Annotated in this window: 10 protein-coding genes; 6 read left to right on the plus strand and 4 right to left on the minus strand. The window is 46.7% G+C overall.

The genetic code is table 11. From position 1 onward, the window contains the following. The first annotated feature begins 159 nt into the window (after positions 1 to 159). The 4 genes from DDT91_RS11940 to DDT91_RS11955 all read left to right on the plus strand — a co-directional run bounded on the left by DDT91_RS11940 (position 160) and on the right by DDT91_RS11955 (position 6,695). On the plus strand, positions 160 to 2,184 hold the full coding sequence (locus tag DDT91_RS11940) for a thioredoxin domain-containing protein (RefSeq protein WP_187176420.1): 2,025 nt from the start codon (positions 160 to 162) through the stop codon (positions 2,182 to 2,184). Between the two features lie 4 nt (positions 2,185 to 2,188). Beyond that, complete coding sequence (gene priA, locus DDT91_RS11945) at positions 2,189 to 4,708, plus strand: primosomal protein N' (RefSeq protein ID WP_187176421.1); 2,520 nt, start codon at positions 2,189 to 2,191, stop codon at positions 4,706 to 4,708. A gap of 144 nt (positions 4,709 to 4,852) precedes the next feature. Then, positions 4,853 to 5,401 carry an RNA polymerase sigma factor gene (locus DDT91_RS11950; protein ID WP_187176422.1) on the plus strand — a complete coding sequence of 183 codons (549 nt, stop codon included), beginning with the start codon at positions 4,853 to 4,855 and terminating at the stop codon, positions 5,399 to 5,401. Continuing rightward, positions 5,388 to 6,695 carry a hypothetical protein gene (locus tag DDT91_RS11955; protein WP_187176423.1) on the plus strand — a complete coding sequence of 436 codons (1,308 nt, stop codon included), beginning with the start codon at positions 5,388 to 5,390 and terminating at the stop codon, positions 6,693 to 6,695. The genes DDT91_RS11950 and DDT91_RS11955 overlap by 14 nt, the downstream gene beginning before the upstream one ends. Positions 6,696 to 7,136: 441 nt before the next feature. Here the strand turns inward: DDT91_RS11955 and DDT91_RS11960 are convergent, their stop codons facing one another. After that, positions 7,137 to 7,856, minus strand: a complete 720-nt coding sequence (locus tag DDT91_RS11960; RefSeq protein ID WP_187176424.1) for a DUF4397 domain-containing protein — start codon at positions 7,854 to 7,856, stop codon at positions 7,137 to 7,139. A gap of 202 nt (positions 7,857 to 8,058) precedes the next feature. Between DDT91_RS11960 and DDT91_RS11965 the strand changes: the two genes are divergently transcribed. Then, the gene (locus DDT91_RS11965) at positions 8,059 to 9,519 is read left to right on the plus strand and encodes a pyruvate kinase (RefSeq protein ID WP_255502096.1); all 1,461 of its coding nucleotides are present in this window, start codon (positions 8,059 to 8,061) and stop codon (positions 9,517 to 9,519) included. Positions 9,520 to 9,584: 65 nt separating this feature from the next. Here DDT91_RS11965 and DDT91_RS11970 read toward each other — a convergent pair whose 3' ends face one another. Then, complete coding sequence (locus DDT91_RS11970; RefSeq protein ID WP_187176426.1) at positions 9,585 to 12,581, minus strand: AsmA-like C-terminal region-containing protein; 2,997 nt, start codon at positions 12,579 to 12,581, stop codon at positions 9,585 to 9,587. 346 nt (positions 12,582 to 12,927) lie between these two features. On the opposite strand from DDT91_RS11970, the gene DDT91_RS11975 reads away from it, so the two are divergent. Next, positions 12,928 to 13,305 carry a nuclear transport factor 2 family protein gene (locus DDT91_RS11975; protein WP_187176427.1) on the plus strand — a complete coding sequence of 126 codons (378 nt, stop codon included), beginning with the start codon at positions 12,928 to 12,930 and terminating at the stop codon, positions 13,303 to 13,305. A 213-nt stretch (positions 13,306 to 13,518) separates the two neighbouring features. Here the strand turns inward: DDT91_RS11975 and DDT91_RS11980 are convergent, their stop codons facing one another. Both DDT91_RS11980 and DDT91_RS11985 read right to left on the minus strand, forming a co-directional pair. Beyond that, positions 13,519 to 15,735 (minus strand): molybdopterin cofactor-binding domain-containing protein, encoded by a 2,217-nt coding sequence (locus tag DDT91_RS11980; RefSeq protein WP_187176428.1) that lies wholly within the window; start codon positions 15,733 to 15,735, stop codon positions 13,519 to 13,521. An 11-nt stretch (positions 15,736 to 15,746) separates the two neighbouring features. Next, a complete protein-coding gene (locus DDT91_RS11985) occupies positions 15,747 to 16,205 on the minus strand; it encodes a (2Fe-2S)-binding protein (RefSeq protein ID WP_187176429.1) in 459 nt (152 codons plus the stop codon). Positions 16,206 to 16,659 lie beyond the last annotated feature (454 nt).

Below are 16,659 nucleotides of genomic sequence, written 5' to 3' on the forward strand. Positions count from 1 at the left end.
TTGAAACTTAGGTGTCCTGGTAACATCGACAACGCGAAGTGATAACTGGACAACTTAAACAATCCCCACAACCCGATAACTTGACAACCAGATAACTCGACAACGCGAAGCTGACAACTCGACAACCTCCAAGCTCCCTAACTCCCATACCTCTCACCCATGAACCGCCTCATCCATTCCCAAAGTCCCTATCTTCTCCAGCATGCGCACAATCCCGTGGATTGGTATCCTTGGGGCCCTGAGGCGCTGCGAAAAGCTGAAGTGGAAAACAAGCCGATTTTGGTTTCGATCGGGTATTCGGCTTGCCATTGGTGTCACGTGATGGAGCGGGAGAGTTTTGAGGATCCCGTGACGGCCGACTTGATGAACGAGCACTTTGTCTGCATCAAGATTGATCGAGAAGAGCGTCCCGATATCGACAACATCTACATGGATGCCGTGCAGGCGATGGGGATTCACGGAGGCTGGCCACTTAATGTCTTCCTGATGCCCAACCAAAAGCCATTTTACGGAGGTACCTATTTTCCCAATCTGAAGTGGAAACAACTCCTCGCCAACATCGCCGATGCCTTTGCCAAGCATGAGGATCAGTTGGCCGAGAGTGCAGAGGGCTTTGGGAGAAGTCTCAGTCGGAAAGAAACGGAGAAATACGGGATTTCAGCAGGTGAATCTGAGCTCGATCTGGACGAATTGGTGGAGATCATTACCAAGCTTTCTTCCCAGTTTGATCCCGAGTGGGGAGGCATGAACCGCATTCCAAAATTCCCCATGCCGGCGATTTGGCTGTTTGTCTTGGACTATGCGGTTCTTTCAAAAAATGAATCCCTCAAGGAAAAGGTCTTTTTCACCCTGAAAAAAATCGGAATGGGAGGCATCTACGATCACCTGCGTGGAGGTTTTGCTCGCTATTCAGTCGACGGAGAATGGTTTGCTCCGCATTTTGAGAAAATGGGCTACGACAATGGACAACTGCTCGAGCTCTATGCCAAAGCGTACCAAGCCAGCGGAGATGCCTTTTTTCTCGAAAAAGTAACCGAAACCAACGAATGGCTGAAAGCCGAAATGCTTCAGGAAGAAGGCGGTTTTCATTCCGCCCAAGATGCCGACAGTGAAGGGGTGGAGGGGAAATTTTACACCTGGACTTATTCCGAATTGCAATCTTTGGTCGCCGAAGAGCTCCCTTGGCTGAGCAAACTCTATAACCTCAAGCCCAACGGCAACTGGGAAGATGGGGTGAATATTCTTTTTCAAACCCGGTCTTATGAAGAGATTGCTGCTGAGTTTGGGATGGAGGAAAACGAGTTGAAGGAGAAGCTTAGGATAGTTAAATCCAAGCTCCTGGAAGTACGGAATCAGCGGATATTTCCAGGGAAGGACGATAAAATCCTGGCGGGTTGGAACGGTCTTCTCGATGCGGGTTTGATTCAGGCATTTTATGCTACGGGAGATTCGGGTTTATTGGAGTTAGCCTTGGCAAACCTCCGGTTTGTTCAGGAAAAAATGGTGGTAAATTGCATTTTGCATCGCTCCTACAAAAACGGTCAAGCTTATACCCCGGCATTTTTGGAAGATTATGCCGCCTTGATCAAAGCCAACCTGATGGCTTTTGAGGCCAGTGGTGAGAGGGAGTTATTGGAAGTGGCCCAGCGGTTTGCGGATTTCTGTCTGGATCAGTTTTACGATGAGAGTGATGGCTTTTTCTTCTTCAATAATCCTAAAGCCGAAAAGCTGATTGCCAACAAAAAGGAACTCTTTGACAATGTGATTCCGGCTTCCAATTCGATTTTGGCCCGGGCATTTCATCGACTTTCCCTTTTGACGTACGAAGAAAAGTATGGCCAAATCGCCCAAAAAATGCTGGGAGGAATGAAGGAACTGATACTCAAAGAACCTGGGTTCCTTTGTAATTGGGCCAATTTCTATCTGGAAAGTTTTGTGCCCACTGCCGAAATCGCCATCGTCGGGAAGGGTGCAAAAGCAAAAGCCATGGAACTTCAGCAGCGATTTTCACCCAATCTGGTCCTGGCTTGGTCCGAAACTCCGACAGAAAACGTCCCGATTCTTTTGGGAAAAACCGCCGATCCGACAGGAAATGCCTTAATTTACGTCTGCTTCGATCGCGCTTGCCGCAGGCCGGTAGGTTCGGTGGAAGAAGCTTTGGCTCAACTCCCTCATTTATCCTGATTTAGTGGAATCTCTGTTTGCGGACCATGATTTTTTGGACAAATCCAGCGGAAACAACTTCGCGGATATCATCCTACCCGTGCCGATTCCGCGGATGTTTACTTATAAAATCCCCAAAAATCTCCAGCCCCAGATTCAGATCGGACTGAGGGTGATTGTGCAGTTTGGGAAGAAAAAAGTGCTCACCGGTATCATTGGCAAGGTGCACAATAAGCCCCCTCAGGCCTATGAAGCCAAGCCGATCCTGGATATCTTGGATCATCAGCCAAGTGTGAATCCACTCCAAATTCGTTTTTGGGTGTGGATGGCAGAGTACTATTTTTGCCATATCGGGGAGGTGATGTTTGCCGCTTTTCCTTCGGGTTTAAGACTATCTTCGGAAAGTAAAATTCAGCTCAATCCCAATTTTGATGCGGAAATGAGCAAGTATCCTCTCGATGTACGGGAAGAGAAAATCCTGGAAGCACTGGAGAAAAAAGACGAACTCAGTTATGAGGATTGCGAGCAGATTTTAGGAGTGAAGACCATTCACCCTATTCTGAAAAGTTTGGTGGCCAAGGAAGCCATCCTGATTTTTGAAAAAGTACAGGAAAAGTACACTCCGAAAGTAGAAACGAGGGTTCGCCTTCATCCCAACATTGTGGCTAGCAAAGCTGCCCTGGAAGCGGTGTTTGAAGCAGTCCAAGGAAAGCCGAAACAGGAATCCATTCTGTTGAAATTTCTTCGGGATGTTCCTGTTTTTCAGCGACCCCAACTCAATGAAAAAGGGGTAGATAAAGCCACACTCCTTGAAGAAGGAGACTCTGAAAGTTCGCTCAAGACCCTGATCAAAAACGGAGTGTTTGAGACCTTCAAGCACGTGGTCAATCGCATCGAAGAGGAGGCCGCCGAGCGGGAAGCTTCCCCACTTTCTTCAACCCAGCAGGCTGCTTTCGAAGAAATCAAAACCCACTTTGAGGCCAAACAAACCGTGCTTTTGCACGGAGTGACAGGATCAGGCAAAACCGAAATCTACATCAAGCTGATTCAGGAAGTCTTGGAAAGCGGTTCGCAGGTACTTTTGCTTTTGCCGGAAATCGCCCTTACCACCCAAATCGTGGGAAGGCTGAAGCAGGTTTTTGGTTCACAGATGGGTGTGTACCATTCCAAATACTCCGACAATGAGCGGGTGGAAGTCTGGAATGGGGTGCTCAGCGGACGGTTTTCCTTTGTGGTGGGCGTGCGTTCTTCAATTTTCCTTCCTTTCGACAGTTTGGGTTTGGTGATCGTGGATGAGGAGCACGAACCGAGCTTCAAGCAGTTTGATCCGGCACCGCGCTTCCATGCCCGGGATGCGGCCATTATGTTGGCTTATTTTCATCAGGCCAGGACACTGTTGGGTTCTGCAACCCCATCCTTTGAATCCTACTTCAATGCCACCCAAGGCAAATACGGTTACGTGGAAATCACGCATCGCTTTGGAGATGCCAGTTTGCCGGAATATCATTTAGCCCATATTTCCGCAGATCGGAAAAAGAACCTGCTCAAATTAGACTCGACTCGACTGCTCAGGGAGAAAATTCAACATGCGCTGGAAAACCAGCAGCAGGTAATCATTTTCCAAAACCGTCGTGGTTACTCGCCTTATGTACAGTGCGAGGATTGCAGCTGGACCGGGCAGTGTGTGCAGTGTGATGTGAGTTTGACCTACCATCAGTTTGCCGAAGAGCTGCGCTGCCATTACTGCGGCTACAAAGAAAAGATTCCCCAAGCCTGTCCGGCTTGTGGGAGTTCTCAGCTTACCACTCAAGGCATGGGTACCGAGCGGATCGAAGAGTCTTTGAGTTTGCTTTTTCCCGAAGCCCGATTGGGTCGGATGGATTTGGATACTACACGCAACAAGTATGGCTATCAGCGCTTGTTGGATGAGTTTGCCGCAGGCCAGATTGACATTTTGGTGGGTACGCAGATGATTACCAAAGGACTGGACTTTGGCAAAGTGACCGTGGTGGGGATTTGGGATGGTGACCGGATTTTGAACTTCCCGGATTTCAGGGCAGGGGAAAGGGCTTATCAGCAGATTACCCAAGTAGCCGGTCGCGCAGGACGAAGAGACATCCAAGGGCAGGTGGTCATCCAAACCCGAAATCCTGAAAATGATCTTTTTGAGAAAGTGATCAGGGGCGATTATTTTGAGTTTTTCCGACAGGAGATGATCGATCGGAAAAAATACTATTACCCACCCTTTGTCAAGCTGGTCAAAATCACTACCCGTCATGCAGACGCCAAGATAGCCCAGAAAGCCGCCCATGCGCTGCATCATCAGATGGCGAATATCGCCGTGAAAAAGATCGTCCTGGGACCCGAAAAAGGAATCATCGCCCGAATCAAAAACCAATACCAGTTTGAGTCATTGATTAAGCTCGATAAGCAGGGAAATACCCAAGCCGTCTTCAAAGAAAGTCTGGCAAAAATCATCGAAGAGCTCCAATCCGTTCCCGAATTCCGATCCGTGAGGTGGATGGTGGATGTGGATCCGAGTTAATTTTTTATGCACTTGTAGCGTATCTTTAATTCTATCCGTTTTAAACTTGATTAGAGAGAAGCATGCTGAATTGCGAAGCTTGGCCAAAGCGGCTTTTCCTTAAATCCAAAGTAAAAATTCAGTTCTGAATAATACACCTTAGCGTTGACCCTATCTGACGAAGAGTTGATCGACGGTTGCAAACGTCGGTCAAGGAAGCACGAAGAGTTTTTTTTCAAAAAATACTATGGCTATGTCATGGGGATCAGTATGTCTTATTCCAAAAGCAGGGATTTGGCACAGGAAATCACCCATGACGCATTTTTAAAGTTTTTCGATTCAGTCAAAAAGCTGGAAGATACCCCTTCCGTCAAGCCTTGGCTGAGAAGAATCACTGTCAATACCGCCATTGATTATTATCGCCGACATCGAAAGTTTCAAAATCATGAGGAAGCCACCGGGGAAACTCCGGTCTTCGATGCCGAATACGCCCCTGATCAGTTGGCGTATGAGGAGATTTTGAAACTGCTTTACCAGCTGCCTGAAGATCATCAGCTGGTATTTAACCTCTACGAGGTGGAGGGTTACAGTCATAAAGAGGTTGCCGAACGGCTGGAAATCACCGAGAGCTCCTCGAGAGTTTATCTGACAAGGGCTAAAAACAAGCTCCGTCAGTTGATACACATTCATTTCAAAGAATATGCAGGAAGATAATTGGAGCAAACGTCTGGCTGAATCTCTGCGAAAGCAGCAGGAGGACAGCCCTCTTCCTTACGAACCGGGAGCCTGGGAGGCTTTCGAGAAAAGAAGAAAAGCTGGGGGAATTTCTCCCATGTTTTATTGGATCAGTGGGATAGCAGCCTCTCTGGCAGCGCTTTTTCTGGTAGGAAACCTGTGGTTTTCTTCCTCAGGTGATCCTTCAGGTGACCTGAAGGATGTTGCAGAAGTCACCCAAAAGTTGCCTGAAGCCATTTCTCAATCCGAGGAAGTCAAGGAACAGACTTTGGGGATTGCTCCTGCTTCAGAAGGTAAATCCGGGGATCTGCTGGCGGATTCCCAAGGAAAAACGCTTTCTCAGCTGACTGAAAAAGTCCAAAGCAGTCGGGTAACTAGCTCGAATCCAAAGCAGGAATTGGTGTTGGCTAATGCTGAAGAACCAGCCAGCAAGCTAGGAGAAAATCAGCTATCCCAACCGGAAAATCCAACTGCTTTGGTTGGATCTTTGGCACAGGTGGAGCAAAAACCTGAGCCTCAGGAGGAGAAGACTGTTGCGCCAGCAATGACCGAAGAAGAGGCTAAGGCCAAGCTTTTGGCACAAATCGGGGAAGAGATGAAAGAGGAGGTGACCGAGGAAGAAACTTATTCCTCTTTGATTTTGGGCTTTGGGCCGGGATTTGGAAACAGCACCCAAAATAACATTGCCACCTCCGGTTCCAGTTTGGGTTTGGGGGTAAATTATGATTTGAAAGTTGGAGAGAAGCTATCCCTTGGATCGGGGCTCGGTATAAATTACCTCAACCAATCCAGCCAGAGTCAAGACTATGCTCAGGTAGCAGGATTTTCATCTGCCGTCAAAGAGACTCAGCAGGTACAGCAGGTGCAGGTAGATATTCCGCTTTATGTGCGCTATCCGGTGACCAGGGATAATTCCATTTCCCTTCAAGCTGGTTTTTCCAACCTGATCACCTTCAATCAGCAGGCCGAGCAGGTGGTGTCTTTTACTCGCCAAGTGTATGTTGCGGATGCGCTGAACAGTTCTTCCAACGCATTTACCCTAAAAACAGAGCAACTTTCCCAAACATCCGACCTGAATGTGCCTTCCCAGCGGTTTTTCCCTTTGGCTACAGCCAATCTGGGGGTAAATATCCGGGTGTATGAGTCCCGAAAGACCAGCTACTTGGTAATGCCTTTCTACAATTACCCCATTCAAGACATATCCGGTATAGGCCAAAACCCGGGTGTAGTAGGGGCTGCTTTCAAAGTCAACTTTGGAGCAATCAAAAAATAAGGATCCTTTTGAAAACCAAACCAACGAGCCACCCCGGAGTGATCTGGGGTGGTTTTTTTGTGACAATACTTTTCCAAAGTTGAAGGGACTCAGGTTAACTAGATTCAAAAGAAGTTTTAAAGCTTTATTTTCTACCAATGACAGATTTATTTTAGAAGCGAAAAGGGTGTCAGTCCGAGCGGAGTCGAGGATCCTTCAATTTCGAAATTCTCGTCTCTCAAGTGCTCATGGTGACTACAATCCTGCTTTTTGGGTAAATTACCGTAATCTCTCTTTTTTAAATCCCAATTTTTCTAACTGCAAAGTCGGGAATGTCGCAAAGGGAAGGCAAATTAAAACTTTACCAAAGTGTTAAACTTTGGTAAAGTTAGGGTCAAAAAAAATCCCGAAGCCCACCCCAGGCTTCGGGAATCAGATAGTCTAAAAAATTGAGGCAAATCCTTAGAAATAGATGTAGTTGGTGATCAGCTGAAGATCCAGCTTTTTGTCACCACTATTCACACTTTTTAAGCCGCGGACAATGAGCGTATAGACTCTTCTGCCTTTGAGTTCCAGACTGCCGGAGGTGAGCAATGGCGCCCCTCCTGATTGGTCTAAGACAGTGAAGGTCATATTGCCGGACTGTAATTCTTTAAATTCAGAGACACCTTTGAAGCTCAATCCGGTAAAAAGGTTTCCAGCAGTACCCCCAACAGAAACATTGATCGGACCTGCGTCCGGAGAAAGATTCACTACCCTAAGTTGGATTTTGTTGGTGGCAGGCTCGGTCCACACATCCTTTACAATAAGGGCATCGATCGCAGGAGCTTGATTGACTACAAACATGGAGTAAACCGAATCGGCTGCCAATTTGAATTGTTTTTCCACCAATGAAGTGGCCGAATTGAAAGGAGCGATTCGGAAATTTCTTTCACCGGGATAAAAGGCACTGTACGCCAATACTTCGGAGTACTGAAGCGGTGTGGAAGTCACCCGGTTGGAGTTGGCAAAAATGTCCAATGCCGGAGCATCAGGCGACCCCTGGAATATAGAAACATAGGCAGCAGGAGGCAGCTGTGGAGCATCAAAGTCATTGAGACAACCGGTGAGAAAAGAACCTCCCAAGAGGATCAAAGCGCCAATCAAACCCTTTCTGAACAGGGAATTTTTGGAAATAATCATATGTGTTGGATTTAGTTTTAAAATTCAAAACCATGACGATCTTCAATCGGAAAACGCTTCAACCTATTCTTAGAAAAAAATGGAAGTATCCAAAAGCATTGATGATGAGAGGAATTTGTTTTTGGAATCATCAAAAATTAGGAATGAGGGAGTGTTTAATTGACTAAGAAATGGGAAATTACACCTCCCAAAATGCCCGATGATGGATTCCATTAGGACCGAAATAAAAAAGCAACTTCTTCATTTGGATGCTGAAATGATCCAAGTGGAAGGGCAGTTTAGAGATTTGTTAAGCCGTCTGCCAGCAGAAAACAGGGAGTCAGCGCTCAACTTTCTCCAGTACCTCATTTTGAGGAAAACGGATATTCAGGAATTGCAGCATCAGTTGCATGTCTATGGATTGTCCTCTTTGGCAAGTTGCGAGAGCCACACGCATCGGCAAATTCAGGTAACCATGGAACGTCTTGGGGTAAAAATCCTTCATCCGGCCGTTTGTACGATGGATTACGGTTTGCAAAAGATGGAAGAGCGGAGTCATAGACTTTTTGGAGCTCCCCGTGAGACTTGGCCTTCCTCCGTGATGGTCACCATGGATGCCTCTTTCTTGGAAGAGAAAAATCAGATGGAAGCCCTGCTTAAAAACGGAATGGGGGTGGCCCGTATCAACTGTGCCCATGATGATGAATCCGTTTGGCTCAAGATGATCGAGAAAATTGGCGAAGCCAGTAAAAAAACAGGCCTGCCTTGCAAGATTCATATTGACCTGGCAGGTCCCAAAATCCGGACTGTACTTCTGAAAAAAGGAAAAGAAGAAGGAAAAGCGGAAATCAAAAAAGGGGATAAAATTTGGCTTAGTGAACGGGGAAAGGGGTTTTCTTCCAAGCAGGTAGTCATCAGTCCCAATGAACCCGGAGTGGTGCAGACCCTCAGGGTCGGTGAGCGGGTGTTTATTGATGATGGATTGATTTTGGGACGTGTGGATAAAGTCACTGACAAGGGCGTGGCGCTCAAAGTGGAGCGGATTTCCTCCAAAAAGCCCATGATCAAAGCAGAAAAAGGAATCAATTTTCCGGATTCTGAGTTGGCAGTGCCTTCTTTGACGCGATTTGATAAGTCCTGCCTGCCCTTTGTCTGTAAATATGCCGATACGGTTGGTTTTTCTTTTGTCAGAAAGCCTGAAGATCTGACAGAGCTCCGGGATGAAATGAGGACGTACACCTCGAGCATCCCTCCTGTGATTCTCAAAATCGAAACCCAGGAAGCAGTCGTCCGATTACCTGAGCTCCTGTTGGAAGGGATGAAAGAGCAGGATTTTGGAGTGATGATTGCCCGGGGTGATTTGGCTGTGGAGATCGGTTTTGAGCGCTTGGTAGAGATTCAGGAGGAAATATCCTGGCTTTGCGAGGCCGCCCATGTGCCGGTGATCTGGGCTACCCAAGTACTGGAAAACCTGCATAAATCCGGAATCGCTTCACGTGCAGAAATTACGGATGCAGGACGGGCAGCCATGGCCGAATGCATCATGATCAACAAAGGAGATCATACACTGGAGGTACTCAAATCGTTGAAAGACATCGCCAAGAGAAGCAGGGCCCTGAAAGTCAAAAACAGGTTGACTTTTCGCCCCTTAAAAATCGCCGAGCGTTTTTTTGAAAGGGTATAAAAAGTAAAGACCTCAGGTAAAATGCCTAAGGTCTTTTTTTGGAAATCTCTCGGAATTGGATAATTCTAGAGATTATTGGTCTTGGTGGTATCGGGTTTAGGTTTGGGCTTTACTAAAAGTCCTTTAAGAAGTGTTTTCGCTTCTTCTACTGCCTTATCCTTGGTCTGGATTCCTTTTTTCTCGAGCTCCTTTTTCAAACTGTCTTGGGCCAGATCGGCTTTGAGCTTAAGTTCCTGTTTGAGGCTATCCTGAATCGCTTGGAATTCCTGAGTTGCTTTTGCCTGCAAGTTTTGTTTTTCCGAGTCAACTCTGGACTTCAGGGCATTGGTCAGCAATGCTTCGATGCTGTTCCCTCCGGCAAGGGAGATTTTGGGCTGGTTGTAGCTCCCGCTAAGGTTGATAGAGACCGGAATCAACGTCGACTCATTGGCCTGGGTACCGGAAATATTGGCCAAAAGTGTGTTTGCTTGAGTACCAAATTTGCCTGCAGGTACCTGCATATTGAGCAGGTAGTTCATCGATCCGTCAAATCCCGCACTTCCCTGAATGGTGGTCTGATAGTCCCAAAGCTTCAGATCAAAAGGTTTGATTTCCATCCGTCCGTTTTCGATATCTACGGGTATACTTAGATTTCGGAGAGAAAGAGTGTTCCCGTCTTTTAGTCCTGTCAGACTCGTGACTCCTTGGAGAATGGGGCTGTTTCTCAAAGCCGCCTCGGTGACTTTCAGAATACCGTGAATATCCAAAGAGGGCAATAGCGGCATCATATCCTGTCCCAACAATCCTGAGAAACTGATGGATGTGTTTACTGCGCCGGTGATGTCCTTGGCAATCGGGGCAAAGGCTTGTACGGTGGTAAGGCTTTGGAAGGCTTTGGCAATGCTCAGTTCCGAAATATCCAGACTTAGGTCAAAAGCCGGCGTGGCCAGGTTTCTTGGGTCATAGCTTCCATTTAGGCGAATCCTGCCATCCAAGACTTGCATGCCGGCATCGGAAAATTGGAGCACGCCTTCCCTGAGTATCAAATTACCGCGTACTTCTTTGAGGGAAAGGTTATCGTAGAGTACTTCTCCTGCCGCTACACGCATAGCAAAGTCCAGATTGGCAGGAAGCTGTATTACTTCCAGTTTTCCGTCTTCTGAAGGAGTGGAGGTTTGGCTCATCCATTCGTTCACATCAAATTTTGAGCTGGTCAAACTGAGTTGACCTTTAAGAATCCCGGTCTCGGAAAGCAGGTAATCCATGTATCCTGACAGGTAGCCTTCAGCTTCCAAGGGACTTTTCCCAAGTTGGGATCTGATTTTGGAAAGGCTGGCACGCTGAGGACTGAATTCCAATTGCGCCTCTTCGATTTTTACTCCCTGAGGGTACTCGGTGGATCTATAGAAAAGATCCCGGACAGCCATATTTCCGCTGGCTTGAACCTTTTCATAGCGCTTGGCTTCCACATCGGCATAGGAACCCGAGCTGGCAAGATCGGCCTGAATTTTTCCGGAAAGCGTGGTGCCTTCCATGGGAAATATGGACGTGAGCTTTTCCAGATCCACTGCGCCGCTGACCGCTCCATTCCAGTTAAGTTTGTCAAAATCTCGAATGCTCAGATTGCCGGATATTTTTTCATCTTCGAGCACAAAGCCAAATGAACTTATCTCCAGTAGAAAATCATCCATGCTGCCATTGGTACTTTGGATGTTGGCTTTGGCTTGAATTTGTTCCAGCGGTACGGGATAGCCCGTGTTTTTTATATATCCATCAGTCAGGCTAAAATTTGCCTGTATGGCGGGAAGCGCCTTGCTGTCTTGATTGTATTTGCCTTTGGCGGTAGCCTGTAGATCAAGCAATCCGGAAAGCTCAGTGTCTTGAACCGGAAATACAGAGGTCAGCTCTTTGAGGTTAAGCCTTCCGTTCAAGTTGCCTTCCATGGGATAATCCCGGAGATTTTCTACCAAGAGCCGCCCTGAAATCGGATTAGACCCCACTTTCATGGAGAAGACGGGTATTTCTATACGGGTGTTTTCTAGTTGAGGAGTTTCATTTTTCGCCTGAAACTGAAGGTTAATTTCATTCACAGGCATGGGTAAGTCGGGGTATTGAAACATTCCGTCTTTTACTTCCAACTTAATGTCAAATGCCGGAATGGCTGTATCAGTGTACATCCCTTTGACAAAGCCTTCGAAAGCCATGGTTCCGGAGGTATTGATCTCGGAAAAATCTTCCCGGTACATGCCTGGTACCAAAGAGAGAAGTTGTTTGAAATCAGTTTGTGGACTTTTGAAATTCAAATCCAGCTCAATGCCTTCTTCTGGAAGGGCCACAAATCCTCCCAAATCAAAGAGAAAATCATTCAAAGCAAACTGTCCCTTTTCGAAGGCGAATTTCATTTGATTCATATCCACCTTCAGGAGGGTTTCACCGGTAAACCGCTTATTGTTGAGGTAATGAATGCCTTCATAGCTCATGTCGGCGATGGTGGAGGATAACCTTATCGGCAGGTCATAAATTTCCTGGGTAAAAGCTCCACTTCCCCTGGCTTCGATGCCTCCCATTGCCAGCAAAAATTGGAGAGGCCGGTCTTCATAGATCAGATTTAGGTTGCTGACTTCGATTTCCTGGATTTCCACTTTAAACTGGCTTTCCTCTTCCCCAACCGAAGGTTCGGATTCCTTGAGGATGTCATAATTTGCTGACCCGTCTTCCAACACTTTGACGTAGACATCTCCTCCGTTAAAGTAAAGTCCCGTGAGTGTGGGAGTTTTGTCAAAAAGCACTGATTTCAAATTGAAAGTCAGATCCAAGCGGTCCCCATGAATCAGCGTGTCGGATTCGAACTGATCTATACCTACAATTCCAAAGCCTCCAAGGCCGGCGCTTACTTTGGGGAAGTGACGGAAGATGCTCAGAGAGATCTGTTCAGGATCAAAAAGTACCCGGGCATTAAGCGATTGATTGATCTCTTTTTCAATCCTTGCCACGATTTGGTCTTTGAATAAAACGGGAATCGCAAGCGCCAAACCCATAAGCAAAATCAAAATTCCTGTAAAAATCAGTATCGTCTTTTTCATTTTATGTCTGTTTGCTCATGTATTGGTAACGATGGGTTAGTGCTTTAGATTCAGAATTGATAGATGAAAACTCTGATCCGGATTTTATTTAGCAACAATTAAGGAAAGTAAGAAACTCTCTAAAATGAAGCCAATTTGATTTTTGGGTGAGATGCCTTCCCATTTTACCTGTAGTGGCTTATCCGCCAAAAAACTGTCTGCCATTTTGGGTTCAATCAAAATTCTTTCTAAAACTAATTACTTCTATGCTGTTGCTTTACAATTAGTTTCAAATGATTTGGCACACTAATGGTTAATATAAATTATCACACCCAAACTGCTTAATATCACCCCTTAATCAATGCCCATGGAGACTCTCATGCCAGAATCCAATTCCATTTCCCTATCTGAAGAAAAATTTTCCAGTTTGATGGAAGGAGATTTAGAGACCTTTTCCGCTCTTTTTGACGAAAAAGGACTCATGTTTTACCCTAACGGAAAAGTAGAAACCAAACCGGAACTCCTGGAAAGATTAAAGTCCAAGAAAACTGTCTTCTTAGCCTTAGACCTCAAAAAATGTATCTCCAGATCCTATGGAACTACCTCGGTGGTTCATGGAGAAGGTTTGTTCACCATTAACCTTCAAGGGGAAGAGCTTTCCGAAAAACTCAACTTCATCGATGTGTGGGTGGAGCGTGAAAATGGCTGGAAGTTGGTGTCTTCGCACTTTATCAAGATGGTGTGATTTGCTAAAAATGGAAAATTTTAAACCATAGAAATCCATTAGGGTAGCATCCCGAAGGGTTTTGGTTTTTATAATGAAAAACAGCCCAAGGAGGACTCCTTGGGCTGTTTTGGTTTTATTTATCCTTGGTTAAACCTTCGAAATTTTTGGAAACTTCAAAGGTTAACTCTTCCGCCGTGGTCTGTGTCTCCACAGACCACTATATTCAATTAATCACATCTTCAGATTCTGCATCTCCAGTTGCGGCGCAAAAGGCTGCTCGTAATAGCGCTTCCCGGTTGCTTTATATAGGGAATTGGCCAAGGCTGCAAAGACAGGAGGGAAGAAAGGTTCGCCCAATCCGGTTGGATCTTCCTTGCTGTCCACAAAATGTACTTCAATGGACTTTGGTGTTTCCTTTTGGCGGATCATGCGGTACTTGTCAAAGTTGGTCTTCGAGGGCACTCCATTTTCGAAGGTCAATTCACCAAAAAAAGCATTGCCGATTCCGTCGATGATGGCTCCTTCCCCCATATTGGTGGCTGCATCCGGATTGATCACTAGACCACAGTCCACTGCTGCATAGACCTTTTCTACCACCGGTTTCGAATCTACAATCTTGATGTCCACTACCTCTGCGACATAAGAATTGTGGCAGAAATAGGCCGATACGCCACGATGAACCCCTGCCGCTGGAGTATTCCACTTGGATTTGTCGCGTACCAGTTCGAGAACGCCCGCATAGCGCTTCGCATCGTAGTCATTGTTTTCTCCTACCGGGTTGGTTTCTGCACGCTTGAGCAATTCGAGTCTGAACTCAATCGGGTCTTTGCCCATCAATTCGGCCAATTCGTCTAAGAAGCTCTGTTCGGCCGCGGCGATAAAATTGGAGCGAGGTGCACGGAATGCCCCAATGGTGATATTGGATTCGACCTGCCAAGATTCCGCCAGGTAATGGTCAATCGCCCCGGCAGGGAATCGGTTGGCGTGGAGGGGAGTTTCCGGAATACCGCCGGCCTTCACATGTAGGGCTAGCAGGTTATTGTTTTCATCCAAGGCTGCCCGATAGGTCGCTGAATAGGTTGGTCGGTACACTCCCGAAGTCATATCGTCTTCTCGGGTATAGACCATTTTGACAGGAGCCTGGATTTTTTGAGAAATCAACGCCGCCTCAGTCATGTGATGGCTATAGGCTCTTCTGCCAAACCCACCACCCATTCGGGAAAGATTGATTTGGATATTTTCTTTGGGGATACCCAGGCTACTGGACAGTGTGTTCATGATAAACTCCGGCGCTTGGGTAGGTCCATAGATGACCGCCCGATCCCCTTTGACGTCTGCAAAGCAGTTCATCGGTTCCATGGTGTTGTGAGCCAAAAAGGGTGCAGTGTAAGTTTTCTCGATGATCTTGGCTGCTTTTTTAAACATCGCCTCCGGATCCCCGTCACGTCTGACCACATTGCCGGGTTTTTTGATGAACTCATTCATGCGCGCTTTGTGGAGGTTGGTGTTTTCCAAACCGGCAGGTACTGTCATTTTCGTACTTGGTCTTCCACCAAATCCTGCCACTTCAAACTTGGATTCAGGGGCATTTTCCCATCCTACCGCGAGATTTTTCTTGGCTTGCATCACCTCCCAAGTGGAGTTGCCTACAATGGCTACGATTTCCGGAAAAGTGGTTGTGTCAAAGAAGTTTCGCCCATAATCGTCTTTGAATAAATTGATGGAAAAGACGTCCACAATTCCGGACATGCTGCTCACCGAACTTTTGTCAAAAGACTTCAGCTTCATGCCAAAAGCAGGGGGATGTACGATCGCCGCGTACTTCATTCCTTCCACTTTGTGATCAATGCTGAAAAGGGGTTTGCCAGAGACTATCTTCTCGATGTCCACATTTTTCTTGGAGGTTCCTATGATTTTAAAGTCTTTCGGATCCTTGAGTTTTACTTCTTCGGGTACTTCCAAAGTGGCTGCCAAGGAAGCCATTTCTCCATATCCCGCTTTTTTGCCGCTTGCTTTGTGTTCCAAAACACCTGCTATGGTATTGATTTCTGAGGCGGGTACTTTCCAGGTTTGGGCGGCGGCATTCACCAACATTTGTCTTGCTGTAGCACCGGTAAACTGTCGCTCGAAGCGCTGGGGCCAGAAATCCGCCTGCTCAACCATCACCATTTTCCAGTCTACCTCAAGTTCGTCAGCCAGGATCATCGGCAAGGAGGTCTTGACATTGGAACCGAATTCAGGATTGGGAGAAAATAGCGTTACGGCTCCGTTTTCCCCGATTTTGATGTAGCTGTTGAGCTCAAACCACTCCTTCGGCATTTCCAAAACCTGCTCCGGTGTCGGCTTACATCCAGCCAGCCAGCTGAAGCTGAGCATCATGCCTCCGCCCGCCAAGGCAGAGACCTTCAAAAATGACCTCCGGTCCAATTTTTTATCTAAAGTTGTCATAGGTTTTCGGATTAAAGGTTTTGGGCAGCGGTTTTCACCGCAGCCTTGATTCTCAGGTAAGTTCCGCAGCGGCAGATATTACCATTCATGGCGTTTTCGATTTCCTCATCGCTTGGATTTGGATTTTGCTGAAGCAAAGCCGCCGCCGTCATGATCTGACCGGCTTGGCAATAGCCACACTGGGGCACGTCATGCTCCATCCAGGCTTTTTGTACCGGGTGGTCTCCTTTTTCTGAAAGTCCTTCAATGGTGGTAATCGAAGCACCTTCGGCTGCAGAAACGGGGAGCTGACAAGAGCGAACTGCATTGCCATCGAGGTGAATGGTGCAGGCCCCGCATTGGGCGATACCGCAACCAAATTTGGTTCCGACTAAATCCAGGTGATCGCGTAGGACCCAAAGCATGGGGGTACTTGGATCGACATTGACCTGCTTGGAGGTTCCGTTAATGGTAAGATTGAAAGTGGCCATAGTGGTTGAATTTAAGAAACAAAGTTAAGGGCTTCGGTAAGAGTCACCTTACAGAAATCAAACAGAAGGTTTTATAAATCAAGTGGATCTGGAATATTGTCACAGATATGCAGATGGTTCTATTCGCCGTGGTTAGTGTCTCACAGACCACTTAATCTGCTAAGCCCTTTGCCCAAGTGAGTGTCTCCACTCACTTGACTTTAAAGGATGGTTTTACTTTGACGATTCCGGTTAGTGAAGACACTAACCGGGGCGTTGGATACAATTCTGAATTCAGGAAAGCTTATCCAAAAAAAATCGTTAGGCAGGATATTTGAACTCCCCTATCTGCAAAATTTCACCCGCGCCTTCATGCAGCAGGTGGGCATGTCACCCAAGGAGTATCGGGAGTCGGTAAATTGAATGGACCACCTAAAAATTGCCTTTGAGCAGGCTACCCTTTGCCCAAGTGAGT

This window comes from Algoriphagus sp. AK58 (assembly GCF_014324365.1).
Taxonomy (GTDB): Bacteria; Bacteroidota; Bacteroidia; order Cytophagales; family Cyclobacteriaceae; genus Algoriphagus.